We start from the raw sequence: 22059 nt of genomic DNA on the forward strand, positions 1-22059 counted from the left end.
CTACTCCGACGTATTCTTATGAAATTCTTGACATACAGCAGGTTGCTTGCAGCCGCTATGATTCTGGCAGCTAGTTCCTCGTGCAATGATTTGCTGGAAGAGGAAGTCATTTCGCAGGTAGGCTCCGAGTACATTACCAGCCCGGCCGGCTTCAACGCGGCTACCCAGGCTGTGTACGCTTCCCTACGCGACTACTATGGCCGCGAAAGTGGCATGACCATGACCGTGTTCGGCACTGATACTTACACCATGGGGTCGGACGGGGGCTACAAGTTTGTGAACCAGTACACGGCCCAGCTCGACGCCCGCACGGGCTACCTCAACGACATCTGGAACGCCTTCTACCTGGGCATCAACACGGCCAACGCGGTAGTGGCCCAGGCCCCGAACGTGACAGGCCTGGAAGAGGCTGTGAAAAAGCGCCGCGTGGCGGAGGTGAAGTTTCTGCGGGCGCACCACTACTTCGTTCTTGTACAGATGTTTGGGGCGGTGCCGCTGGTGCTGGAGCAAAACACTACGGCCACCAAAGAGGCATCGCGCACACCGGTACCCGAAGTATACGCCGCCATTGTGCGCGATTTGCAGGAAGCCCTACCCGACCTAAATTCCACCACCGACTACGGCCGCGTGACCAAGGGCGCCTGCGAGCATCTGCTGGCCCGCGTGTACCTCACCAAAGCCACTTCCGAAGCCGCCGCCGCCGATGACTACGCCCAGGCCGCTACCTACGCCCAAAACGTCATCAAGAACTACTCCTATAAGTTGCTCCCCGACTTTGCCAACGTATTTGCGCAAGGTGCGGGCGAGGTGAACGACGAGGTGATTTTTGCGACCCAGTACACCTCCGACCCTACCACCAACGGCCCCGGCAACGAAACGCACATTCACTTTCTGATGGAGTACGACGTGGTGGCCGGCATGCAGCGCGACGTTTTTTACGGCCGCCCCTACAAGCGCTTCCGGCCAACCACCTACACGCTGAACACCATATTTAAGGACCGCACCAACGACGCACGCTACCAGAAAAGCTTCCGCACCACGTACCTCAGCAACAAGCCCGGCACCTACACCAACCTCTTCGACAACACCAAAACGCGCGTTACTTACCAGCTCGGCGACACGGCCATTTACCTGCCCGGCGAAGAATGGTCGCGGGCCAAGCGCGCCAGCAAGCCCTACCAGGTGCTGGTACCCAGCCTGTATAGTGCGCGCCTTTTCCCTACCCTCACCAAGTTTCTGGATGCCCTGCGGCCCGACTTATCCTACCTGAACGGCAGCCGCGACTTCCTGATGTTCCGGCTGGCCGAAACCCACCTGATTGCGGCCGAAGCCTTGCTGAAACAAGGCAAGGTGAACGAGGCCCTACCTTACATCAACGCGGTACGTCGCCGGGCTGCGTTTCCGGGCAAGGAAGCTGCCATGCAAATCACGGCCGACCAGCTGACGATGGAGTTTATTATGGAGGAACGGGGGCGAGAGCTGCTGGGCGAGATGTTCCGGTGGTTTGACTTGAAGCGCTGGGGCAAGCTGGTAGAACGCGTGAAGCTCTACAATCCCGACGGTGCCCCCAATATCAAAGACTACCACGTGCTGCGGCCTATTCCGCAAAACCAGATTGACCGCACGGCGGGCGGCGCCAGCGCTTTCCCTCAAAATCCTGGCTATTAAGCAACCATTTGGCAATCAGCGCTTCTATATGGAAGACTATCTGCCTGACTATTCTACGAAAAAGAGTAGCTTACCCTAACAACCCTCCCGTACCACCTTACCCCCTACCCCTTGAAACCGACGACCTTTCTTACTACCTGCGCCGCTACTTTTCTGCTAACTGCCTTCCATAATCCCCCCGCTACGCCTAAAGTCGCCGATACCTGGCAAAACCTGTTCGACGGCAAAACGCTGAAAGGCTGGAAAAAGCTGGCCGGCACCGCCGATTATAAGGTGGAAAACGGTGTCATCGTGGGCACTACCGTGATGAACTCCGGCAACACTTTTTTGGTGACCGAGAAAGAATACGGCGACTTTGTGCTGGAGCTGGACATCAAGATGGAAAGCACCGACGGCAATTCCGGCGTGCAAACGCGCAGCCACTTTGATTCGCCCCAGCAAAAGGGCAAGGTGTACGGCCGCCAGGTGGAAATCGACCCATCGGCGCGGAGCTGGTCGGGTGGCATTTACGACGAGGCGCGCCGGCAGTGGCTCTACCCGCTGGATCTGCACCCCGAGGCCAAAACGGCCTATAAAGCCGGGCAGTACAACCACCTAAAGATCGAGTGCATCGGCAATGAGACGAAAACGTGGCTCAACAACGTGCCCGTGGCCTACGTGGTAGACCCCATCGACCCCAAGGGCTTCATTGGCCTGCAAGTGCACGGCATCTCCGACAAAGCGCAGGAAGGCAAGAAAATCTACTTCAAGGACATCAAAATCAAGACCACCAACTTGCAGCCTACCCCGTTCCCGGCCGATGTGTATGTGGTGAATTTTGAGCCAAATACGCTCACCGCCACCGAGAAAAAAGGCGGATGGAAGCTGCTGTTCGACGGTAAAACCAACAAGGGCTGGCACAGCGCCAAAGGCGGCGCCTTCCCGGTCCAGGGCTGGCAGGTAACGGACGGCACCATGACGGTGCTATCGTCGGAAGGCAAGGAGGCCGCCAACGGCGGCGACATCGTGAGCGACGACCAATACAGCGCCTTCGACCTGTCGTTTGAGTTCAAGTTGACGCCCGGCGCCAACAGCGGCGTGAAGTATTTCGTGACGCTGGATGAGAAAACGCAGGGCTCGGCCATCGGCCTGGAATACCAAGTCCTCGACGACGAGCTGCACCCCGATGCCAAGCTCGGCCGCGACGGCAACCGCACCCTAGCCTCGCTCTACGACCTGAAAAAGGCAGATAAGTCGCCGCGCTTTATCCACCCCATTGGCGAGTGGAACGTGGGCCGCGTGGTGGTCTACCCCAACAACCACGTGGAGCACTACCTCAACGGCTCGAAGGTGCTGGAATACGAGCGCGGCTCCAAGGAATTCCGCGATTTGGTAGCCATCAGCAAGTACAAGGTGTGGCCGAACTTCGGGGAGGCGCCCAAGGGCCACCTGCTGCTGCAAGACCACGGCAACCGGGTTTCCTTCCGCAGCATTAAGATCAAGGAATTGAAGTAGATTTTTTGAGCTGTTGGCTTTTGGCTATTAGCTGATAGCTTAATAAAAGCAAAATCCAACGACCTAAAAATCTATTATTTATACATTTTCAGCTGGCAGCAGCTTCCCACAAAAAAGCCAACAGCTTCCAGCGATAAGCTAACAGCTAAAATCATGTCTACTCCCCGCCGTGTTTTTCTCCAACAATTAGCCGTTGCCGGTGCTGGCGCCATGCTGCCGCAGGTGGCATGGTCGGCCAGCAGCTACAAGCGCATCATCGGTGCCAACGACCGGGTGCGGGTAGGCGTCGTCGGCTTTTCCGACCGCCACCGCAATACCCACATGCCCTGCTTTCTGAACCACTACAAAGAGCTGAATTTCGACTTGGTAGGCGTATCCGATATCTGGAAGCGCCGCCGCGAGGAAGGAGCTGCCATGTGGAAAGAGAAAATCGGTCACAACGTGACGGCCTACCGCAACAACGAAGAAATGTACGCCAGCAAGGGCATCGACGCGGTGTTCATCGGCACCGCCGATTTTCAGCACGCCCTGCACACCATTGAGGCGGTGAAAGCCGGCTGCGACGCCTACGTGGAGAAACCCTTCGCCGAGACGATGGAAGACAACCGCGCGGCCCTGAAGGCGGTGAAGGCCTCCAAGCAGATAATCCAGATTGGCTCGCAGCGCCGTAGCGGCGACAACTACAAGGCCGCTGAGCAGTACATCAAGTCGGGCAAATTTGGCCCCATCACGATGGTAGAGCTGAGCTGGAACGTGAACCAGCCGGGCCGGTGGCGTCGGCCGGAGCTGGTGAGCGAGCTGCGCCAGGAAGACATCGACTGGAAGCGCTACCTCATGAACCGCCCCAACGAGGCCTACGACCCGCGCAAGTACCTGGAATACCGCTTGTTCTGGCCCTACTCCTCGGGCCTGCCCGGCCAGTGGATGAGCCATCAGATTGATACCGTGCACTGGTTTACGGGCCTGAAGCATCCGCGCAGCGTGACAGCCAACGGTGGTATATACATGTGGAAAGACGGCCGCCGTAACTGGGATACCATCACGTCGGTGTTCGACTATGGCCCCGAAAACGACCCGTCGCAGGGGTTCCAGGTGGTGTTTGCCTCGCGCATGCATAACGGCGACGAGCGTCCGGCCGAGATTTACTACTCCAATGGCGGCGAGTTGAACCTGATTACCAATAAGGTGTCGCCTACCGGCGGCCTCACCAAGCGCCACGCCGAGGCCATGCACATGCAGCCTAACCTGCTGCAAGAGTTTAGCCTATCGAACACCGAAGCGGCCGTAGCCTCGGCCAATACCGGCGGCGACGTGCTGACCTCCAATCACGTGCGCAACTGGATGGAGTGCATCCGCAGCCGCAAGGAAACCAATGCGCCCGTGGAGGCCGGCTACAGCCACTCCATTGCCAATATCATGACCACTGCGGCCAGTCACACCGGTCTGAAAGCCACCTTCGATGAGAAAACGCAGGAGGTGATGGTAGGTGGCAAGCCGTTCAAGTATTAGTAGTAAACACACAGGCCGCAGGGAACATCCTATTGGGTGTTCCCTGCGGCCTGCTTGACTTTTACGCGCATGAAAAAGCTCTTTTACTTACTCCTTCTGGCTGGCTTCACGGCGCAAGCCCAACAGCAGGCGGTGCGCTTTGTCCGAAGCGGTAACGCCCAAAAGGTGGATGTATTTGTAGGCAAGCAGCTGTTCACTAGCTTTCTCTACCCTGATACACTGGAAAAGCCCGTGCTTTACCCCTTGCGTGCGGCCAACGGCACAGTGGTTACCCGCGGCTTTCCGGTAGCGTCCCAGCCCGGCGACCCCACCGACCACCCGCATCACCTGGGCCTGTGGTTCAACTTTGAGAACGTGAATGGGCTGGATTTCTGGAACAACTCCTACGCTATTCCGGCGGAAAAAAAGGCGGGCTACGGCTGGATTCGGACGGATAAAATCCTAGAAACCACCAACGGTCCGACCGGCACCCTCGCCTACCACGCCAACTGGACCAACCAGCAACGCGACGTGCTCCTAGAGGAAACCACCCGGCTAGAGTTCAGCGGCACGGCCCAGCAGCGCATCATCGACCGCTATACCACGCTGAAGGCCAACACCACCGTCACCTTCACCGATGCCAAAGACGGCATGCTGGGGCTGCGCCTGGCCCACGCCCTGCAAATTCCAGAAACGAAAGACCAGAAGTTCACCGACGACAAAGCCAACGTAACCATCGTGAAGGGCGGCACCGACAAGGTAGCTACCGGCAACTACCTCACCAGCGCCGGCAAACGCGGCAACGACGCCTGGAGCACGCGCGCCGCCTGGTGCATGGCCTACGGCAAAATGGGTAACGATTCGGTCAGCGTCGCCATCATCGACCACCCGGCTAACCCCAACTACCCTACCTTCTGGCACGCTCGCGGCTACGGCTTGTTTGCCGCCAACCCACTAGGGGAGAAGGCTTTCACGAATGGAAAATCGGCTAAAAACTTACAGCTCAAAAAGGGTGAGTCGGTGAGTTTCCGCTACCGCGTTGTCATCAACAGCGGGGCTAAAGTGTTGGCTTCAGCGCAATTAGACGAGGTAGCTACCAGCTTTGCCAAGAAGCGCGTGGCGATGCATAAATAACCTAGGATACAAAGCTGCCGCGTAGAAGCATCTTTCTTGTATGCTCCCTACCCTTTCCATCACTTGTTACGTCAACGGCCTACCCAATTGGGTAGGCCGTTGACGTAGAGAGGTTCTTACTAAGCAGACTAGACCTTATTCCTCCCCATAACCCAGTTTCGGGGAGAGATGTGAATAATGGCTATTTTTCGGGATGAATCCCGTTAATCTTAAACAGCTTGCTCAGGAATTAAATCTGTCCGTCTCAACAGTTTCGCGGGCGCTGAGCGACAGCTACGAGATAAGCGCGACCACCAAAGCCAAGGTACAGCAGCTGGCCCGACAGCTCGGGTACGAGCCCAACCCCTACGCTAGTAGCCTGCGCCGTCAGAAAAGCAAGACCATTGGCGTGGTTATTCCGGAAGTGGCCAACAACTTCTTTTCTCTGGCTATCAATGGCATTGAGGAAGTAGCCCGCGAGAATAACTACCACGTGCTCATCTACCTCACGCACGATGATGCTCAGCAGGAAGCCACCATTGTGCAGCATTTCGCGAGCGGCCGGGTAGATGGTATTCTGGCCTCTTTGGCAGGCGAAACGCAGGATTTCTCCCACTTCAGCAAGCTACAGGAGCGTCATATCCCAATGGTGTTTTTCGACCGAGTATGCGAGGAGTTTGCTACCGCTAAAATCACGACCGACGACTACCGCAGCGGCTACCAAGCCACCCAGCACCTGCTGGATGCGGGCTGCCGCCACATCGCCCACTTGCTTATTTCCGACCACTTATCCATCGGGCAGAAGCGGCTGCAAGGCTACCTCGACGCCCTACAGGCCCACGGCCTCACGCCCGACCCGGCCCTGCTCTTGCGCGGCACCTCCAACAAAGACCGTAACCAAACCCTGATTCAGGAATTGCTACAGCAAAACCCGGCTATCGACGGTATCTTTGCTTCCGTAGAAACGCTGGCCATGAGCAGCTACCTGGCATGCCGGCACCTGGGCCGCCGCATTCCGGAAGACGTGAAGATCATCAGCTTTTCCAACCTGGAAATTGCCGATCTGCTCGACCCGCCCCTCACCACCATTGCCCAGCCGGCCTACGAAATGGGTAGGGAAGCAGCACGTATCCTGTTCAAATCCATTCTCAAGAACCGCCCCATTCTTCCTACCCAAAGTCAGGAGCTGAAGTCAACTCTGATACAACGCAAATCGACGGCAACCACATAACTACGTGACTACGCAACACGAAAAAGCCCCGGGCAACATCAGTTGCCCGGGGCTTTTTACTGCTTATCGGGTGCTTAGCGTACCCGGCCACGGCTGCCGCCTTGCACGCTACCTTGGCTGCGGCCCTGCATGCTATTGCTGCGAGGCGAGGCCTGGGGAGCACGGCGGTACGTGGTATTGGGTCGCACCTGGCTGCGGCTGCCCCGTACTACCCCACGTGGCGCCCGGCGCGGTGCGGGCGTTACAATTACCGTACGGTTGCGGTAGTAGGGTCGTGCGTAAGGGCGGTAGCCGTAGGCCCGGCCGTAGTATGGGTAGGCGCGACCGTAGTAGGGACCGGCACCGTAGTACGGGCCTACATCGCCGTAGCCATAACCAACACCGGCTGAGGTGGTGCAGCCGCTAAGCAAAGTGCCAGCGGCGAACAGGAAAAGTAAAACGGGTATTTTCAGGAATTTTTTCATGGTATAATAGTGCAGCTCGTCAGGGACTTACCGCGTTTAAGTTGATAGTATACTTATTAGACGCCTGCCACCGCCAAAGGTTTAATCAGCCCTTACGAATAGTCCCTAAAACATCCTGACGACCACAAAAAAAGCCCGGCTGTCTGCCGGGCTTTCGGGGTCTTGCTGAAGCAAGGATTACTTTTTGGCGCTGTACTCGTCGTTGAGGTACTTCAGCACGGGCGCGGTAATGTCCAGTTCCTTGCGGGCGTAGGCAATGGCCCCACCAGGCGAGGAAATCAGGATCATGCGGTAGCCGTTCTCCTTGCCGTATTTCTCAATTTGCTTATCCACGCGGTCAAGTACGGTTTTGGTCATCTTGGCTTCTTCCTGGGCCGCCTGTTGCTGCAACTGCTGCTGCTTCTGACCCGCCTGGGCTTCCTGCTGTTGCAGGCTCTGCTCGGTGGCGGCGCGCTGCTCGTTGGTGAGCGTCTGGGCGGTTTGCTGATACTTCTGCACGGCTGCCTGGAAGTTGCGTATTAAGGCATCGTTTTGGGCCTGCCAGCCTTTGGCCTTGCCTTCGAAGTTCTTGCGGGCTACCTGCATTCCCTTGTAGCCTTCCAGCAGCTTGTTCGATTCCACGTAAGCCACTTTGTTGGTATCAGCACTAGCCACGGTGGCTACCTCGTCTACGGCCACATCAGCAGTAGAATCAGCCGCCATGGTCACCTTAGGGGTAGCGGCTGCCGGGGCAGCAGCGGGACGGGAGGAGAAGTGCAGGAAAAACAGAACGGCGACGGCCAGAACCAAAACGGCGTTGACAATGAGTTGAGTGGACTTATTCATTCGCAGAAAAAGAGAATAGGTAGATCAGCCCGTTACGGGCGGAACAAAGAAACAGAAAAACCTCGGGTTATCTTAGCTGTGAGTTGGTAGTTGGTAATTGTCAGTCGCAGAAGACTGTCATCCTGAGCTTGCGAAGGACCTTCTGCCAGTTAAACGAGTCGTTGTTATGATGGTCGTTCTCACGTGATAAGGTCCTTCGCTGCGCTCAGGATAACAGATGTTAACAACTAAACATCATTCACACAGCCGGGGCGGGGGCACCTGCGTCCTCGGTGGGACCGGGTGCTGGCTCCGTCAGGCCGATGTGCAGGAGCGCGTCGCCCTGGTTGACCACGGGCATATGGTTGAGCCCTACCACGTAGCCGCTCACCGGCGACTCCAAGCGCACGGCCATTTCGCCGTAGGGGTCGGTGATGATGCCGTAGACTTGGCCCTGCTCGATGTAGTCGCCCTTGCGCACTTGGCTGCGGAATAGGCCCGCAAAGCGTGCCCGCAGCCAGCGCCCGCGCCAGCATACGATGCTGGGCTGGGTGGCCGGCGTGGCCTCCGCTACCATGCCCAGGTGGTGCAGCACGCGGTAGGTACCGGCCACAGCCAGTTCAATTCCCGCCTCATCGAAGCGTAGCGACTCGCCGGTTTCGTACACGATAATGGATTTGCCCAATCCAAACGCCGCTTCGCGCAGGGAACCGCGGCGCAGCTTGGCATGCAGCGTGAAGGGAGCCGCAAACGTGCGGGCCAGCGTGGCGCTGGGCTCGTGGTCGAGCAGGCAGCGCACTTGCGGGTGGTTGCTGCGAGAGGCGCCACCAGTATGAAAATCAATACCGTAGTCGACCAGCGGCATAATTTCGCGCATGAAGCGGTGCGCTACCCGGCTGGCCAATGAGCCGCGTGGGTTGCCCGGAAACGAACGGTTTACGTCCTTGCCATCGGGCACTTCGCGCGAGAAGTTCAGGAACCCGTAGATGTTGAGCAGCGGAATGGCAATGATGGTGCCCCGCAACGGCCACAGCAAATCCTGCTGAATCAGGCGACGAACGGTTTCCACGCCGTTCACCTCGTCGCCGTGCATACCAGCCATCAGCAGCACCGTCGGCCCCGGCTCCCGCGACCGGAACACGTGCACCGGCACGTCGATGATGGTGCCCGAGGGTAGGCGGGAGATAACCAGACGAGTCATCACCCGCTCGCCGGGTTGGATAGTGAGGCCGTTTAGCTGCAAGTAATTGAAATGATGCGTGGTACCTAGTTGTTATATGACTGGAAGCAGGCTAGAGCTAAAAAGCTAGTTCCCCTCCTTGAAAAGGAGGGGAACTAGCTTTTTAGCTCTAGCCTGATTTTAGCTTTCGCTACCCCCTACCCTTCGTCGGTTTCGGTGGCTTTGCGCTTTTTGGTGGTTTCGGCCCTCTTGCGCTTTTTCACCAGGTCTTCGGTGTAGGCAATGATTTTACCGGCGATGTCGAGGCCAGTGGCTTTTTCGATGCCTTCCAAACCGGGCGAGGAGTTGACTTCCAGCACCAGCGGGCCACGCTTGCTTTGCAGCATATCCACGCCCGCAATGCCCAGGCCCAGCGCTTTGGCAGCGGCCAGAGCAGCGGCCTTTTCGGCCCGGCTCAGCTTCACCAGCTTGCCGGTGCCGCCGCGGTGCAGGTTCGAGCGGAATTCGCCTTCCTTGCCTTGGCGCTTCATAGCGCCTACTACCTCGCCGTTCACCACAAAGGCGCGCAGGTCGGCGCCCTTGCTCTCAGCAATAAACTCCTGCACAATGATGCGCGCTTTCAGGTTGTGAAACGCCTCAATCACCGACTGCGCCGCCTTGGCAGACTCGGCCAGTACCACGCCCAGCCCCTGCGTGCCTTCCAACAGCTTGATAATGACGGGGGCACCGCCCACGTGCTCAATCATGGTAGGCACGTCGGCGGAGAAGTTGGTGAAGGCCGTTTTGGGCATTCCTACCCCCGCCCGGCTCAGGATTTGCACTGAGCGCAGCTTGTCGCGCGAGCGCACAATGGCCTGGCTGCTCACGGCGGTAGCCACTTTCATCATCTCGAATTGCCGCACTACGGCCGTGCCGTAGAAGGTGACAGAAGCTCCGATACGCGGAATAATGGCCTGAATATCATGCAGTCGCTCGCCCTTGTAAATAATACCCGGCGTCCCCTTTTCCAGCACCAGATTGCACTGCAAATGGTCTAGCACCAGCACCTCGTGGCCACGCTGCTGGGCGGCCTCTACCAAACGCTGGGTAGAGTATAGTTTCGGCTCGCGCGATAGAATCGCTAACTTCATTGATGACACAGAGGATGGGGCAGTCGACGGGTGGTTGTAAAAAGCGAATGGGGCGGGTGTGCGAATTCAGCTAATGTATCAGGAGGGGTTTTGCGTTGCAGCCGCTTTGTAGGAAACGTTGCGCCGGCCTACGTCCACCACAAAGCGCCCCTGCCGCAGCAGCGCACGGCCAATGAGAACAGGATACTTCATATCGGAACGGTCGGAAAGCGAAAATTCGGTGGCAAAATCCTCCCCGAACAGGCGGATTACCATGGCTACCACGTAACGCTCCTGCACATCGCCATTCGAGCTTCGGATGTCGCGCCGCGAGAACGTGGTAAATTCCAGCGGCCGGCCATCAAAGTTAAGGTGCGACGGATCAAGAAGCAGCACGCGCAGCACAATTTGCCCATCGGCGCGGCGCTCCTCGTGGATGTCGGAGCAGTGGATGGCGCCCGTGTAGGCGCCGGTATCTACCTTGGCCTCTATGCCTTGCAGCCCAAACGCCGGAAAATCGACCAGCTCCCGCCGCCCTATAACCCGCTTCGGAATTCGCATCTTTTTCATTGAAGCGAAGGTAAGGGGTGGAAGGGGAAGTTGTGAGATTATGAAGTAAAAAGGCGTCTGTCATCCTGAGCGGAGCGAAGGACCTTCTCACGGCTAAACGAGTCGTCGGTACGCCCGTCGTTTACACGTAAAAAGGTCCTTCGCTCCGCTCAGGATGACAGACGCACTTTTTACTTCATAATTCCTTCTGTTGCCGTAGTAGCCGCTCGTATTCACGCTCCACTAGCTGGCCCCTACCCCACAAGCCATACACGCCTACCCCCTGCGCTACCAGTCCAATACCCCAGAAGAAGGTAGCCCAAAGCGGCCACGGAACAGGATAGGAGCCGCGCCCTGTGAGGGCCCAGATGGTCCAGAGCAGGGCATTCACCCAGAAATAAGTAAACAGGCTGGCCTTGAAGCGGGCGCGGACTTTGGCCTGGCGCCAGAGTTGGGGGTCGCGGTTGATGGGCTCTATAGTAAAGAGGATAACGGGGTGAAACAGTGCATGAAAAGTAGCCCATTACCTACCCGAGCACAATTCTTTCCTACCGAACCAGTAACTTTTTGGGCCGAACCGTCTTACAACAGGGATGAATGGCGCTGCCATCCTATCCTACTTACGCTTCCTGCTATGGCTATTACTGCTTCTAACTGGCGCCCCGACGCCCAAACCTTCGGCCGCATCCTGCTCTACCAGGGCGACATCACGCGGGTGGATACCGACGCCATTGTGAATGCCGCCAACTCTTCCCTGCTGGGTGGGGGCGGCGTAGATGGAGCCATCCATCGGGCCGGCGGGCCGGCCATTCTGGAGGAGTGCCGCCAGATTAGGGCGCGGCAGGGTGGCTGCCCTACCGGCGAGGCCGTGCTTACAACGGGTGGCGCGCTGCCGGCCAGCTACGTGATTCACACGGTAGGGCCGGTGTGGAATGGCGGCACCAAGGGCGAAGCCGAGCTATTGGCCAATTGCTACCGCAACAGTCTGCGCCTGGCGGCCGAGAACCAGCTTACCAGCGTGGCGTTTCCGGGCATCAGCACCGGCATCTACGGTTACCCTAAGGCCGATGCGGCCCGCATTGCCGTGCGCGAGGTGCAGGCCTTCCTGAAAGAAAATGAGCTGCCGGCTAGCGTGGTATTTGTGGCCTACGACGAAGAGGCGCGCTGGGTGTACGAGCAGGAATTGCTGAAGTAGAGACGGCCTGACACTACCCTACTCTTCTTGAAGCACAGGCACAGCCGCTGGCACGCACCGCACGTATGGGGTAGGTAAACTTCAACCCAACGCACCATGTTTGACCAAGTAGACTGGCATGCCATCTTTGTGCCCAACACACCTTTGCTCGAAATTGTCGTGCGGGGTACGCTTATCTACCTAGGGCTGTTTTTGTTGCTGCGCGTGGTGCTGAAGCGCGAGTCCGGCACGCTGGGTATCACCGACATGCTGTTTGTGGTGATGATTGCAGATGCCTCCCAGAATGGCATGGCCGGCGAGTACCGCTCCGTTACGGAAGGCATTCTCCTAGTGGGCGTTATTATTCTTTGGAGCTATTGCTTGAACTGGCTGGGTTTTCATTACCCTGTCTTTCAGCGACTGATAAAGCCCGACAAGCTCCTGCTGATTCGAAACGGGCAAATGCAAAAAGACAACATGCGCAAGGAGCTGATAACCCGCAGCGAGCTAATGAGCGAACTGCGCACCAACGGCTTGACAGACATATCCAGCATCAAAGAAGCCTACATGGAGCCTTCGGGGCGTATCAGCATCATTCGCTTTGAGGAGGAACAGAATCCACCCCCAGAGAAACCGCTGACTTAGCATCTTCCTGCTCCGGCGCCACGAGCCGCAGGCTGGCCGAGTTGATGCAGTAGCGCAGCCCGCCGGGCGCGGGGCCATCTGCAAACACATGGCCCAGGTGCCCCTGGCACACGTTGCAGCGCACCTCTACCCGCTGCATATGGTGGCTGTGGTCGAAGCGGTACCAGATGGCGTTTTTGTGGGCGGGCTGGGTGAAGCTGGGCCAACCCGAAATAGCGTGGTACTTGGTGGCAGCGCTGAACAGCAGACTACCGCACCCGGCGCACACATACTCACCCGGCTCGTAGGCTCGGCAATAGGCGTTGCGGTAGGGCGGCTCGGTGGCCTGCTCCCGCAACACCCGAAACTGCTCGGGTGGCAGCAACTGCGCCCACTCCGCCGCCGATTTCTCTACCCGGCGGGGTGGCTCGGGGTTGCCGTACCGGGCAAAGGTGACCACATCAAGCCAGCGCAGCATAAGCTCGGCGGTAGCTATTTGTCAAAAAACAGGTTGTAGACAATCCACGCTAGTGCCAGGATAGCCATGGCATACCAGCCCCATTTGTTGTAATTGTCGGGTTCTTGGGGGGCACCGCCGGTGCGGCGCCGCATCTTTAGGCCGGGAAGGTTCATGCGCGATGCGAGAAGAAGAAGGAAGATGGCAAGCTATTCTTCCCATACGTAGCTACCCCGGCAGATAGTTCGATTTGCCGGGGTAGGTGCAGCGCGGCGCTATCAACTACAGAAACCACATCTGCGGGCCAGGATAGGAAACCGCTACCGCATCGCCCGGCGCAGCGGGGGGCGTGCTACTTTTGACCGTGAAGCGGCTGCCTAGCAACTCCACTTCCGTTTCGTAGTAGCTACCGAAAAACCGTACGGCCTGCACGGTGGCCACGGTAGCTCCTTCGGTAGCCGCGGTGGTCAGCTCCACCTGTTCGGGGCGTAGCAGTAGCTGTTTGCCTTTCGGTAGGCGGCGGCCGGCGGCTTTGGTGAGGGCGCGGGCCGCCGGGCCAGTCAGTAGGTGATAATCGCCGAACAGGGAGGCGGTGTATTCGTCGATGGGTTGCTGATACACTTGCACGGGTGGGCCTTGCTGCACCAGCTGCCCTGCTCGCAGCACCAGCAGCTCATCGGCCCAAGAAAGCGTGTCCAAGGGGTCGTGCGAGACGAGGGTGCAGGTGATGCTTAGTTGCTCGCCCAGATCGCGTACTACGTCCTTCAGAATCTGCTTGTGCACGCGGTCGAGGTTGGAGTAGGACTCGTCGAGGAGGAGCAAGCGCGGCGCGGCCAGCAGCAGACGGGCCAGGGCAATGCGCTGCCGCTCGCCGCCGGAGAGGTGGTCGGTGCGGCGCTGCATGAGGTGGTTGATGCGGCAGACGTCGTACAGATCGGCCGCGGCGTTGCCCCGGAGCTTGTTGGCGTAGCGCAGCACTTGCTCTACCCGCAAAAACTGCGGCAGCTCGAACTGCTGCGAGAGGTAGGCAATGCCGGCCTGGCCGGGAATCAACTTTTCAGCCGGACCGCGCACTCGGCTTCCCTCAAACAGCACGGTACCCGCGGAGGGCTGCACCAGCCCGGCAATGGTTTGCAGCAGCGTGCTTTTGCCAGAGCCCGTTTCGCCGGCCACGGCCAGCTTCTGGAAGCGTTGTTGCGTGAAGCTGATGTCTTGCAACGCGAGGTTGCCCTGCTCCTCCAGTCGGATGTCTGATACAGTCAGTAAGCTCATTTGTAGTTATTCTGCCGGCCCAGTGTTGCGCCCCTGGGCTATGGAGTGGTTTGCGAGTTAGGTGCTTTTCGGGCCGAAGTACTCACTTATACCGGACTTCGGCACAGGTTAGGTGCCGCTGACTCTTATTCGCGTTGTGGGGCAAGCGCTGGTGCGAAGTGCAGGCAACGGTAGTCGCGTGCGGCACGTCCTTTACACATTTGCTACCTTCAGGCCTCATCCTACTCTTTTCCCTCCCCTCATGAAAACCCTACCCTTGCTTGCGCTGGCGTTTAGCCTACTCACTACGCCCCTGCTCGCGCAGCAAAACCCTGACTGGGCCAACCTGAAACGCTATGCGCCCGCCAACCAGCAGCTGAAGGCACCCAGCACGGGCACGCCCCGTGTGGTGCTGATGGGCAACTCCATTACCGACGCCTGGCCCCGCACCGACTCAGCCTTTTTTGCCGGCCGGCCCTACGAATACGTTGGGCGCGGCATTGGTGGGCAGACCTCCCCGCAAATGCTGCTACGTTTCCGGCAGGATGTGCTAAATCTGCGCCCCACTGTGGTAGCTATTCTCGCAGGTGCCAACGACGTGGCCGAAAACACTGGGCCCTACGACCAACAGGCCACTCTAAACAACATCAAGTCGATGGCGGAACTGGCGCAGGCCAACGGGGTGCGGGTGATTTTGTGCTCGGTGCTACCCGCCTATGATTTTCCGTGGCGCAAAGGCCTCACGCCCGCTCCTAAGATCATTGCCCTGAATGAGCAGATCAAAGCCTATGCTCAGCAGCACAACTTCGTGTACCTCGACTACCACAAGGCCCTTGCCGACGAGCGTCAGGGCCTGCCTGCTAAATATGCCAACGACGGCGTGCACCCTATCCTGGCCGGCTACCGCGTGATGGAACCGCTGCTGAACCAGGCCGTGGCCAAAGCGCTAAAGCAAAAAAGCAAGTAGCGCTACTCTGGACTGTGCTGTGGCAGCGCGGCCAGAATGGTTCGGTCGATATAAAACGTGCCGAACGGAATGACACAGGCCAGCAATACTTTCCAGGTAGTCTCGCTGAACTTCCAGCGGTACTCCACCCCTACGCGCAAGGTGTTCAACACAAAGAGCAGAAACAATAGGCCGTGTATGGGGCCCAGCGTGCGCACCAGTGCCGGGTTGTTGTAGAGATGCTTGAGCGGTACGGCCACGCCTACCAACACGAGCAGCGAAATACCCTCTAACAGGCCCAACAAGCGCAACCGGCCCACAGGGCTTTTCAATGAAATACTCATGTGCAGAAAAACTTAAAAGCGGAAATAGGGCCGGCTCGCCAGGGGCGAGAAAGGCCATGGAATAGCCAGAAAAAGCAGTAGCAGCGCCGCCGTAAACCACAGCGCCATGGTGCGGAACTTCGCTGGGCTGGTAGGGCGACGCTTGGCCAGCGACGAGCCAATGGTCAGGACCACAATAGCTACCGTCATCAGCACCACGTGCAGCAGCCCGAAGAACAAGGGTTGCTGCTCGTAGGTAGCATCGTGGCGGTGGGCCAGAAACTGACTGACCGTTGGGCTTTGAAAATAGAGCACGTAGCCCAGCATCAGCTGCACGTGGGCTATTGTTGCTGTGGTATGGCGGATTGTATTATCGAGCGGCGTGAAAGCGTGCTGCCCCAGCCATCCCCGGTACGACCGGTACAGGCCCAGCCCCAAACTCAGCAGCACCACCCAGCGAAACCAGGAGTGCAGCGTTAGAAAAAACAAGTACATCTTCTTGCATTGCGTACGACCGCAAAGGTCGGCGCCAGGGTGCCCACAGAGTAGGACAAACCACGCCGAAACTAGGACGTTGCCATCCTTTTGCGAAAGCCCAGCGGCGTCACGCCCTCGTGCTTTCTGAATAAGCGGCTGAAATACGAAGGATCGGCTACGCCTACCTCCTGCGCTACCTCGCTGATGGTTAGCTGGCTTTGATACAGCAGTACCTTGGCCTCCAGCACAATGGTCTGCTCAATCCAGCGAGCGGGCGACTTTCCTGTGGTTGTTCGCACTGCTTTGGCCAAGTGATTGGGCGTCACGTGCAAGCGCTCGGCGTACTCCCCTACCTGGTGCAGCTCGCGCAACGAAGTGGCCAGCAATTGCTTGAAGCGGTTGGTGAGCTGGGTAGCCGCCGTGGGGGTACCTGATGAGCTAGCCGCGTAGGCACGGTTCAGCTCACTGAGCAGGGCCAAGAGGTAGGCGCGCAGCACATCGGGGTACGCTAGCTGATGTTCTTGATACTCAATCAGCAACCGGTGCAGCAACTGATGCACAAAACCAGCTGTAGCAGTATCGAGCGACAGATAGGGCTTGCCCCAGAATTGCAGGAAGTCATAGGCTACGCCACTAGCGGCAGTCCCAAGCAGAAAATCGGGATGGAAGTGGCAAAGAAAACCAGTATTGATGTCGCCTGGCGAAAAAGAAAATACCTGCTCAGCCCGCACAATCAACAGCTCACCTGCCTGGATAGTGTAAGAATCGGTGCCGACACGCATCGTGGCCGTACCAGAGGTGAGAAACAAACAGGAATGCGCTATGGCCCGCGTAGGAGGCACAGCCCGCGGAATGTGCTGGTACATCTGCTCCACTGGCACCACAAAAAATGCTTCCGAGCCGGTCGTCAGCAGGTATTCCAGAGGCGGATTGTGCGGCATGTGCCGCCGCAAAAATTCAGGAGAATCGGAGGTAGGAATAGGTGCTGGCTGTGCCATAGTAATGGGCTACCTGCGCGGTGATTCAGCAAATAGTAAATCCATCTTGCTTTAATACCTTCAGCAGAATGCCTTTAATAAGCATTTTATCAAAAATTCAGCAAGCTACCATTGGTCAGCGAACTATACCTGTAACCCAGCCAGCACCTGCTCTATCTCCACGAACAACGGTCGAGCCGAAACCGCTGGCTGCACGCAGCGCTGCTGCAAGATTGTAAGGGCTTCTACCGTCGCCGCCGTTTTGGCGGTGGCCTCGGCGTGGGTTAGTAGTTCTTCCAGCAGGCAGCCGAAGGCCCGTACCTCCAGCCGTTGCAAGGCAGGCGCCATGGCCGTACCCAAATTGAAGAAACAAGCCGCGCCGAAGTCGCCTAGCAGGCATTCGCCAGCAGTGGTATTCAGGATGTTGTGCGCGTACAGGTCGCCATGCAGGATGCCCTGGGCGTGCAAGTGGGCGGTGGCCGAGGCGATGCCGTGAGCTAGGCGCAGGGCGGCGGGTAGGCTGAACGTGGTGCCGGGGGCGTACACGTCGCGGGTGCAGGAAGCGAGGCTGGGCGGGCCAGCTAGGTTACCAAACGCGGGGTCAATCAGCTCCAGCACCAGCCCCTCGACCTGGGCGGGGTGGTGGCTGATCTTGCCTTCCACGGCAATCAGATTGGGATGCCGGCCGGCGCTGATGCACGCCGACATTTCGCTGTGCGGCAACCCGTCGCTGGTGACGGCGCCTTTGAACAGCTTTACGGCCACTGGCTGCGCTGCGCCCAACTCCTGTTGCCACTCGCCGCGGTAAATCACACCCGACGCACCCTCGCCCAGCTGTTGCTGTATGGTCAGCGCCTGCCACTCAATGCTGCGGATGGGGTGTTGGGCCACCACGCGGGCTTCTATCTCGTCACAGAAGGGGTTGCCGGCGTAGGCCAGCCAGCTCAGTCGGGGTAGCCTCAGCAGCCACGTGGGTAGGGCTGAGAAGCGGTTGGCGGCAATGCGCAACAGCTCCAGGTTGGTGCAGGCAGCCATGGTTTCGGGTAGCTCGGTGAGCTGGTTACCGGCTAACATCAGCTTCTGCAACTCCCGGCAATTGCCTAGCTCTGGCGGCACTTCTTGCAACTGATTGTCCGTCAATATCAGCCAGCGCAGCCGGGGCGGCAGGGCAGCGGCGGGTAAGGTCTGGATCTGGTTGGCTTTGAAGCCAATCATGCTCAGGTGCGGCAGCTGGCCCAGCACCTCCGGCACGGTGGTAAACTGGTTGTCGGAGCAAAAAAGCACGCGCAACTTGTGCAGCCTACCCAAATCATCGGGTAGGGACGACAGCCGGTTGCCCGACAGATTCAGAATTTCCAACGAGTCAGCCAGGTCGAAGATTTCGCGGGGAAACTCGGTGAGGCCGCAGGAGAGGTCGAGGCGTTGGATGCCGGCGAGCTGCCCGGCGCGGAGTTGGTCGAGGGTGTGCATGGGTAGGAAACTGGAAAGAAAGCACTGTCAAGCTACCAGTTCCCCAAACAATCGATCCAGCGTCGCATTGGGGTCGGTGCAGAGGCCGGGGTGCACGGCGGAGGTTTGCACGATGGTGCTGCGCATGGCCGTGAGCCAGCGGAAGCGCGAGGCCACCGGCAGCTGCCCGATGGGGCCACTCGTGCGGCGGCCGGCGCAGATGCGCTCGAAGGCGTGCAGCCGGGCGTGCAGGTCGGCCAAGTCAAGACTCGGGCCGGCAAAGGCTTGCAGGCGCGTTTCGGGTACGGTGAAGCGCACTTGCAGGAAGCCTTGGGAGGCGCAATACAGGATAACGCCCACGTTCAGAAACTCTTCGCGCTCCACGCGGGGCACCACGCGCAGCACGGCGTACTCAAATAAGTGCTTGTCGGGCATGGTTGGCTTCCTGCACAAAGGTTTCGGATGCGGCCAGACGGGCAGTCAGGAACCGGACGTAATTCTCGCGCTGCTCGGCGGGCGGGGCGGTGGTGGAGGCATCAGCTAGGAGCCACTCTTCGGGCACCAGGTCTACGACCTGGCGGATGCGCTCGGGTGTGAGGCGGGCGCGGTACTCGGCATCCACGGCGGCTAGCTCGCTGGCCTGGGGTAGGAGCACGTGGTCTTTCACCTGTGCAAAGGTGCGCTGGCGGCCGGGCTGCGCCCAATCGGGGCCGGTGTGGTGCACGTAGAGGGCCGCGCCGTGGTCGATTAGCCACAGTTCCTGGTGCCACATCAGCATATTAGTGTTGCGGGCGGTGCGGTCCACGTTCAGCGTGAGGGCATCCAGCCACACGATTTGCGAGGCCAGCAGCGGCGCTACCTGGTTTACCAACGGGTCGAAGGTGACGGCGCCGGACAGATAGTGCAGGCCTAGGTTCTGGCCCGTACTGAAGCGCAGCAGGTCCTGGATTTCCTCGTCGGGCTCGGTGCGGCCAAAGGCCTCATCAAGCTGGCAAAACACCAGCTCGGGCACGCGCAGGCCCAGGGTGCGGGCCAACTCGCCTACGATCAATTCAGCAATCAGGGCCTTTAGCCCCTGCCCCGCACCCCTAAACTTGAGCACGTACAGGAAGCCGTCGTCGGCCTCTACCAGCGCGGGTAGGGAGCCGCCCTCGCGCAGCGGCGTCACGTAGCGCGTCACCTCCACGGTGCGCAGTTCGAGTTTGCTTTCCATTATGGGTGCATAGTTCGGGATTTATTGGGCAATGCCCGCAAGCGCAGGGCTTTTTGCTAGGCTATGGGCGCACCGATGGCGCGGGGCTTTGCCCCGTGTCAATTATTGGCAGGCCTCTGGCCTGCGTCGTTAGAACGACTTACCTAAACATCTCCAACGGCGCGAACTACTAGCAGGCCAGAGACCTGCCAATAATCGGCACGGGGCACAGCCCTGCGCCATCATTTACTGATGTTTGATGGTGCAGCCGGCCGCTCGAAATCGTTCAGCGACGAGACGCAAGTATGCGTCTCTACACCGCTTTGGTAACCCGCAAGCAGGATATAGCATAAGACTGCTACCCTCCTACCCTTACGAGCTGCACGAGAGCGTGGCACTGCCGGGTTTGGTGCTGGCCCACTCGGGGCGCTTGGCGGCTAGGGCCTCGTGCTCGGGGTGTTCATCGTAGGGCGTGCGCAGGACGTGCTGCAAGGTGTTCAGCAACGACAGGTCGCCGGTTTCGGCGGCTTCGATGGCTTGCTGGGCGAGGTAGTTGCGCAGCACGTACTTGGGGTTGGCTTGCAGCATTTGCTCGCGGATGGCCGCGGGTGCTGCCGTTTCCTGGCGTAGGCGCGTCAGGTACTGACCTAGCCATTGTTGTAGCGACTCGTGGGCGGGGCTACCGGGGGCGGTGTAGGTGGCAGCTTCCAGCAAATCCTGCACGGCTTGTTCCTCTGCGGCGCTGTTTTCCAACAGCATGGGGGCTACGTATGAGAGCCCACGAAAAAACAACGTCATATCGGCCTCAGCGGCGGTTAGGGCGTCGGGTAGGGCCGACAAGAGCTCTAAGTCGGTAGGCTGGGGCGTGAGACCGAGCTTGCGGAACAGCAGGGTCCGGTAGGTTTTGGTGAATGTGCCGGCGTAGCTATTGAGCGCCGGCGTTAGGTCATCGGCGCTGCCTACCAGGGGCACCAGGGCCTGGGCCAGCATCATCAGGTTCCAGAGGGCCACGCGGGGCTGCTGCCCGAAGGCATAACGACGTTGCCCGAAATCGGTGGTGTTGGGGGTCCAGTCGGGGTCGTAGGGTTCCAGCCAGCCGTAGGGGCCATAGTCGATGGTGAGGCCCAGAATAGACATATTATCGGTGTTCATCACGCCGTGCACGAAGCCCACGGTTTGCCAGTGCGCCACCATCACGGCCGTGCGACGGCATATTTCCGCAAACCAGCTCAGGTACACTTCAGGCGAGGGCGCGCCTAGCTCGGGGTAGTGGTGCCGAATCACGTAGTCGGCCAACTCCCGCAGGTTGTCGATTTCGCCGGTGGCCGTGAGCAGCTGGAAGCTCCCGAACCGCACAAACGACGGCGCCACCCGCGCCACAATGGCGCCCGGCTCGGGCAGCGGGTTGCCGGAGTAGAACATGTCGCGCACCACCTCGTCGCCGGTACCTACCAGGCTGAGCGCCCGCGTAGTAGGCACACCCAGGTGGTACATGGCTTCGCTGCACAGAAACTCCCGCACCGAGGAACGCAGCACGGCCCGACCATCGGCGCGGCGCGAGTAGGGCGTGGGGCCGGCCCCTTTCAATTGCACTTCCCAGCTGGTACCGTCCAGGGCCATCAGCTCGCCCAGGGAGATGGCGCGACCGTCGCCGAGCTGCCCGGCCCAGCTGCCAAACTGATGCCCACCGTAGCGCGCGGCCACCGGTTGCATGCTGGGCGTAACCAAGTTGCCGGCTAGTGCTTCCACGGCAGGGCCACGCTCAGTCGGGCGCGTCAGGCCCAGAAAATCAGCCAATTCATCGGACCAGGCCAGCAGGTGCGGGTCGTGCACGGGGGTAGGCGCCGCATGCGAGTAGTGGTAGCCGGGCACCTGGCGCGGGCCCAGGTCGCCGGCTGTATCGCCGCGCAGCTCCTCGGCAAAAGAGTTGCGAAACGAAGCCTGATCGACGGAAACAGTGGAATAAGACATATAGAAAGAGGCGCGAACCAGTTAGGAGGTGTTATCAGTGACCTGTCAGGTTTCGACAAACGGATGCCAGATGACGCGCAACAGGCTATAGGTACTGAAACACCTTCAACACCCAGCC

Annotated in this window: 24 protein-coding genes; 8 read left to right on the top strand and 16 right to left on the bottom strand. The window is 59.1% G+C overall.

Translation table 11 applies throughout. From position 1 onward, the window contains the following. Positions 1-18: 18 nt before the first annotated feature. From J4D97_RS07555 to J4D97_RS07575, 5 genes are all read left to right on the top strand, one after another. Positions 19-1668, top strand: a complete 1650-nt coding sequence (locus tag J4D97_RS07555) for a RagB/SusD family nutrient uptake outer membrane protein (protein ID WP_208307048.1) — start codon at positions 19-21, stop codon at positions 1666-1668. Between the two features lie 111 nt (positions 1669-1779). Further along, positions 1780-3162 carry a 3-keto-disaccharide hydrolase gene (locus J4D97_RS07560; RefSeq protein WP_347879330.1) on the top strand — a complete coding sequence of 461 codons (1383 nt, stop codon included), beginning with the start codon at positions 1780-1782 and terminating at the stop codon, positions 3160-3162. Between the two features lie 153 nt (positions 3163-3315). Further along, positions 3316-4671 carry a Gfo/Idh/MocA family protein gene (locus J4D97_RS07565; RefSeq protein WP_208307049.1) on the top strand — a complete coding sequence of 452 codons (1356 nt, stop codon included), beginning with the start codon at positions 3316-3318 and terminating at the stop codon, positions 4669-4671. A gap of 69 nt (positions 4672-4740) precedes the next feature. Continuing rightward, positions 4741-5784: a PmoA family protein gene (locus J4D97_RS07570; protein ID WP_208307050.1), complete on the top strand. Its 1044-nt coding sequence runs from the start codon at positions 4741-4743 to the stop codon at positions 5782-5784. A gap of 193 nt (positions 5785-5977) precedes the next feature. Then, positions 5978-6994 (top strand): LacI family DNA-binding transcriptional regulator, encoded by a 1017-nt coding sequence (locus J4D97_RS07575; RefSeq protein WP_208307051.1) that lies wholly within the window; start codon positions 5978-5980, stop codon positions 6992-6994. Positions 6995-7068: 74 nt separating this feature from the next. Here J4D97_RS07575 and J4D97_RS07580 read toward each other — a convergent pair whose 3' ends face one another. The 6 genes from J4D97_RS07580 to J4D97_RS07605 form a co-directional block, all read right to left on the bottom strand. Further along, the gene (locus J4D97_RS07580; protein ID WP_185280538.1) at positions 7069-7458 is read right to left on the bottom strand and encodes a hypothetical protein; all 390 of its coding nucleotides are present in this window, start codon (positions 7456-7458) and stop codon (positions 7069-7071) included. A gap of 177 nt (positions 7459-7635) precedes the next feature. Beyond that, positions 7636-8283: an OmpH family outer membrane protein gene (locus J4D97_RS07585; RefSeq protein ID WP_208307052.1), complete on the bottom strand. Its 648-nt coding sequence runs from the start codon at positions 8281-8283 to the stop codon at positions 7636-7638. A gap of 238 nt (positions 8284-8521) precedes the next feature. Continuing rightward, positions 8522-9505: a succinylglutamate desuccinylase/aspartoacylase family protein gene (locus J4D97_RS07590; protein ID WP_243900200.1), complete on the bottom strand. Its 984-nt coding sequence runs from the start codon at positions 9503-9505 to the stop codon at positions 8522-8524. Positions 9506-9639: 134 nt separating this feature from the next. Then, positions 9640-10572: a 30S ribosomal protein S6--L-glutamate ligase gene (gene rimK / locus J4D97_RS07595; protein WP_185280540.1), complete on the bottom strand. Its 933-nt coding sequence runs from the start codon at positions 10570-10572 to the stop codon at positions 9640-9642. 78 nt (positions 10573-10650) lie between these two features. Next, the gene (locus J4D97_RS07600; RefSeq protein ID WP_185280541.1) at positions 10651-11121 is read right to left on the bottom strand and encodes an ATP-dependent zinc protease family protein; all 471 of its coding nucleotides are present in this window, start codon (positions 11119-11121) and stop codon (positions 10651-10653) included. Positions 11122-11296: 175 nt separating this feature from the next. Then, positions 11297-11605, bottom strand: coding sequence for a 2TM domain-containing protein (locus J4D97_RS07605; RefSeq protein WP_208307235.1), 309 nt, complete (start codon positions 11603-11605; stop codon positions 11297-11299). A 129-nt stretch (positions 11606-11734) separates the two neighbouring features. On the opposite strand from J4D97_RS07605, the gene J4D97_RS07610 reads away from it, so the two are divergent. Continuing rightward, positions 11735-12295: an O-acetyl-ADP-ribose deacetylase gene (locus tag J4D97_RS07610; RefSeq protein ID WP_208307053.1), complete on the top strand. Its 561-nt coding sequence runs from the start codon at positions 11735-11737 to the stop codon at positions 12293-12295. 96 nt (positions 12296-12391) lie between these two features. Next, entirely contained in the window at positions 12392-12919 is a 528-nt protein-coding gene (locus J4D97_RS07615) for a DUF421 domain-containing protein (RefSeq protein WP_185280544.1), read from the top strand. On the opposite strand, the gene msrB is transcribed toward J4D97_RS07615, so the two are convergent. The 3 genes from msrB to J4D97_RS07630 all read right to left on the bottom strand — a co-directional run bounded on the left by msrB (position 12867) and on the right by J4D97_RS07630 (position 14627). After that, the gene (gene msrB / locus J4D97_RS07620) at positions 12867-13376 is read right to left on the bottom strand and encodes a peptide-methionine (R)-S-oxide reductase MsrB (RefSeq protein ID WP_208307054.1); all 510 of its coding nucleotides are present in this window, start codon (positions 13374-13376) and stop codon (positions 12867-12869) included. The genes J4D97_RS07615 and msrB overlap by 53 nt on opposite strands. Positions 13377-13390: 14 nt before the next feature. Beyond that, a complete protein-coding gene (locus J4D97_RS07625) occupies positions 13391-13531 on the bottom strand; it encodes a hypothetical protein (protein WP_208307055.1) in 141 nt (46 codons plus the stop codon). 106 nt (positions 13532-13637) lie between these two features. Then, a complete protein-coding gene (locus tag J4D97_RS07630; protein WP_208307056.1) occupies positions 13638-14627 on the bottom strand; it encodes an ATP-binding cassette domain-containing protein in 990 nt (329 codons plus the stop codon). A 241-nt stretch (positions 14628-14868) separates the two neighbouring features. Between J4D97_RS07630 and J4D97_RS07635 the strand changes: the two genes are divergently transcribed. Continuing rightward, complete coding sequence (locus tag J4D97_RS07635; RefSeq protein WP_208307057.1) at positions 14869-15573, top strand: SGNH/GDSL hydrolase family protein; 705 nt, start codon at positions 14869-14871, stop codon at positions 15571-15573. 2 nt (positions 15574-15575) lie between these two features. On the opposite strand, the gene J4D97_RS07640 is transcribed toward J4D97_RS07635, so the two are convergent. From J4D97_RS07640 to J4D97_RS07670, 7 genes are all read right to left on the bottom strand, one after another. After that, positions 15576-15896: a DUF3817 domain-containing protein gene (locus tag J4D97_RS07640; protein WP_208307058.1), complete on the bottom strand. Its 321-nt coding sequence runs from the start codon at positions 15894-15896 to the stop codon at positions 15576-15578. A 12-nt stretch (positions 15897-15908) separates the two neighbouring features. Further along, positions 15909-16370, bottom strand: coding sequence for a hypothetical protein (locus J4D97_RS07645; RefSeq protein ID WP_208307059.1), 462 nt, complete (start codon positions 16368-16370; stop codon positions 15909-15911). 71 nt (positions 16371-16441) lie between these two features. Further along, on the bottom strand, positions 16442-17350 hold the full coding sequence (locus tag J4D97_RS07650) for a helix-turn-helix domain-containing protein (protein ID WP_208307060.1): 909 nt from the start codon (positions 17348-17350) through the stop codon (positions 16442-16444). A 123-nt stretch (positions 17351-17473) separates the two neighbouring features. After that, positions 17474-18799 (bottom strand): leucine-rich repeat-containing protein kinase family protein, encoded by a 1326-nt coding sequence (locus tag J4D97_RS07655; RefSeq protein WP_208307061.1) that lies wholly within the window; start codon positions 18797-18799, stop codon positions 17474-17476. Between the two features lie 27 nt (positions 18800-18826). Continuing rightward, entirely contained in the window at positions 18827-19213 is a 387-nt protein-coding gene (locus J4D97_RS07660) for a DUF3037 domain-containing protein (protein WP_208307062.1), read from the bottom strand. Beyond that, positions 19191-19991 (bottom strand): HipA family kinase, encoded by an 801-nt coding sequence (locus J4D97_RS07665; protein ID WP_208307063.1) that lies wholly within the window; start codon positions 19989-19991, stop codon positions 19191-19193. Before J4D97_RS07665 ends, J4D97_RS07660 begins: the two co-directional genes overlap by 23 nt. A gap of 351 nt (positions 19992-20342) precedes the next feature. After that, positions 20343-21941, bottom strand: coding sequence for a protein adenylyltransferase SelO (locus J4D97_RS07670; RefSeq protein ID WP_208307064.1), 1599 nt, complete (start codon positions 21939-21941; stop codon positions 20343-20345). Positions 21942-22059: the final 118 nt, after the last annotated feature.

The organism is Hymenobacter defluvii, from assembly GCF_017589435.1.
GTDB lineage: Bacteria > Bacteroidota > Bacteroidia > Cytophagales > Hymenobacteraceae > Hymenobacter > Hymenobacter profundi.

What these genes read in the sequence shown, in the direction of transcription:
- J4D97_RS07555 (WP_208307048.1), top strand. Translation starts at nt 19, where the DNA reads ATGAAATTCTTGACATACAGCAGGTTGCTTGCAGCCGCTATGATTCTG.
- J4D97_RS07565 (WP_208307049.1), top strand. Translation starts at nt 3,316, where the DNA reads ATGTCTACTCCCCGCCGTGTTTTTCTCCAACAATTAGCCGTTGCCGGT.
- J4D97_RS07570 (WP_208307050.1), top strand. Translation starts at nt 4,741, where the DNA reads ATGAAAAAGCTCTTTTACTTACTCCTTCTGGCTGGCTTCACGGCGCAA.
- J4D97_RS07575 (WP_208307051.1), top strand. Translation starts at nt 5,978, where the DNA reads ATGAATCCCGTTAATCTTAAACAGCTTGCTCAGGAATTAAATCTGTCC.
- J4D97_RS07580 (WP_185280538.1), bottom strand. Translation starts at nt 7,458, where the DNA reads ATGAAAAAATTCCTGAAAATACCCGTTTTACTTTTCCTGTTCGCCGCT.
- J4D97_RS07585 (WP_208307052.1), bottom strand. Translation starts at nt 8,283, where the DNA reads ATGAATAAGTCCACTCAACTCATTGTCAACGCCGTTTTGGTTCTGGCC.
- rimK (WP_185280540.1), bottom strand. Translation starts at nt 10,572, where the DNA reads ATGAAGTTAGCGATTCTATCGCGCGAGCCGAAACTATACTCTACCCAG.
- J4D97_RS07600 (WP_185280541.1), bottom strand. Translation starts at nt 11,121, where the DNA reads ATGAAAAAGATGCGAATTCCGAAGCGGGTTATAGGGCGGCGGGAGCTG.
- J4D97_RS07610 (WP_208307053.1), top strand. Translation starts at nt 11,735, where the DNA reads ATGGCTATTACTGCTTCTAACTGGCGCCCCGACGCCCAAACCTTCGGC.
- J4D97_RS07615 (WP_185280544.1), top strand. Translation starts at nt 12,392, where the DNA reads ATGTTTGACCAAGTAGACTGGCATGCCATCTTTGTGCCCAACACACCT.
- msrB (WP_208307054.1), bottom strand. Translation starts at nt 13,376, where the DNA reads ATGCTGCGCTGGCTTGATGTGGTCACCTTTGCCCGGTACGGCAACCCC.
- J4D97_RS07625 (WP_208307055.1), bottom strand. Translation starts at nt 13,531, where the DNA reads ATGAACCTTCCCGGCCTAAAGATGCGGCGCCGCACCGGCGGTGCCCCC.
- J4D97_RS07630 (WP_208307056.1), bottom strand. Translation starts at nt 14,627, where the DNA reads ATGAGCTTACTGACTGTATCAGACATCCGACTGGAGGAGCAGGGCAAC.
- J4D97_RS07635 (WP_208307057.1), top strand. Translation starts at nt 14,869, where the DNA reads ATGAAAACCCTACCCTTGCTTGCGCTGGCGTTTAGCCTACTCACTACG.
- J4D97_RS07640 (WP_208307058.1), bottom strand. Translation starts at nt 15,896, where the DNA reads ATGAGTATTTCATTGAAAAGCCCTGTGGGCCGGTTGCGCTTGTTGGGC.
- J4D97_RS07645 (WP_208307059.1), bottom strand. Translation starts at nt 16,370, where the DNA reads ATGTACTTGTTTTTTCTAACGCTGCACTCCTGGTTTCGCTGGGTGGTG.
- J4D97_RS07650 (WP_208307060.1), bottom strand. Translation starts at nt 17,350, where the DNA reads ATGGCACAGCCAGCACCTATTCCTACCTCCGATTCTCCTGAATTTTTG.
- J4D97_RS07655 (WP_208307061.1), bottom strand. Translation starts at nt 18,799, where the DNA reads ATGCACACCCTCGACCAACTCCGCGCCGGGCAGCTCGCCGGCATCCAA.
- J4D97_RS07660 (WP_208307062.1), bottom strand. Translation starts at nt 19,213, where the DNA reads ATGCCCGACAAGCACTTATTTGAGTACGCCGTGCTGCGCGTGGTGCCC.
- J4D97_RS07665 (WP_208307063.1), bottom strand. Translation starts at nt 19,991, where the DNA reads ATGGAAAGCAAACTCGAACTGCGCACCGTGGAGGTGACGCGCTACGTG.
- J4D97_RS07670 (WP_208307064.1), bottom strand. Translation starts at nt 21,941, where the DNA reads ATGTCTTATTCCACTGTTTCCGTCGATCAGGCTTCGTTTCGCAACTCT.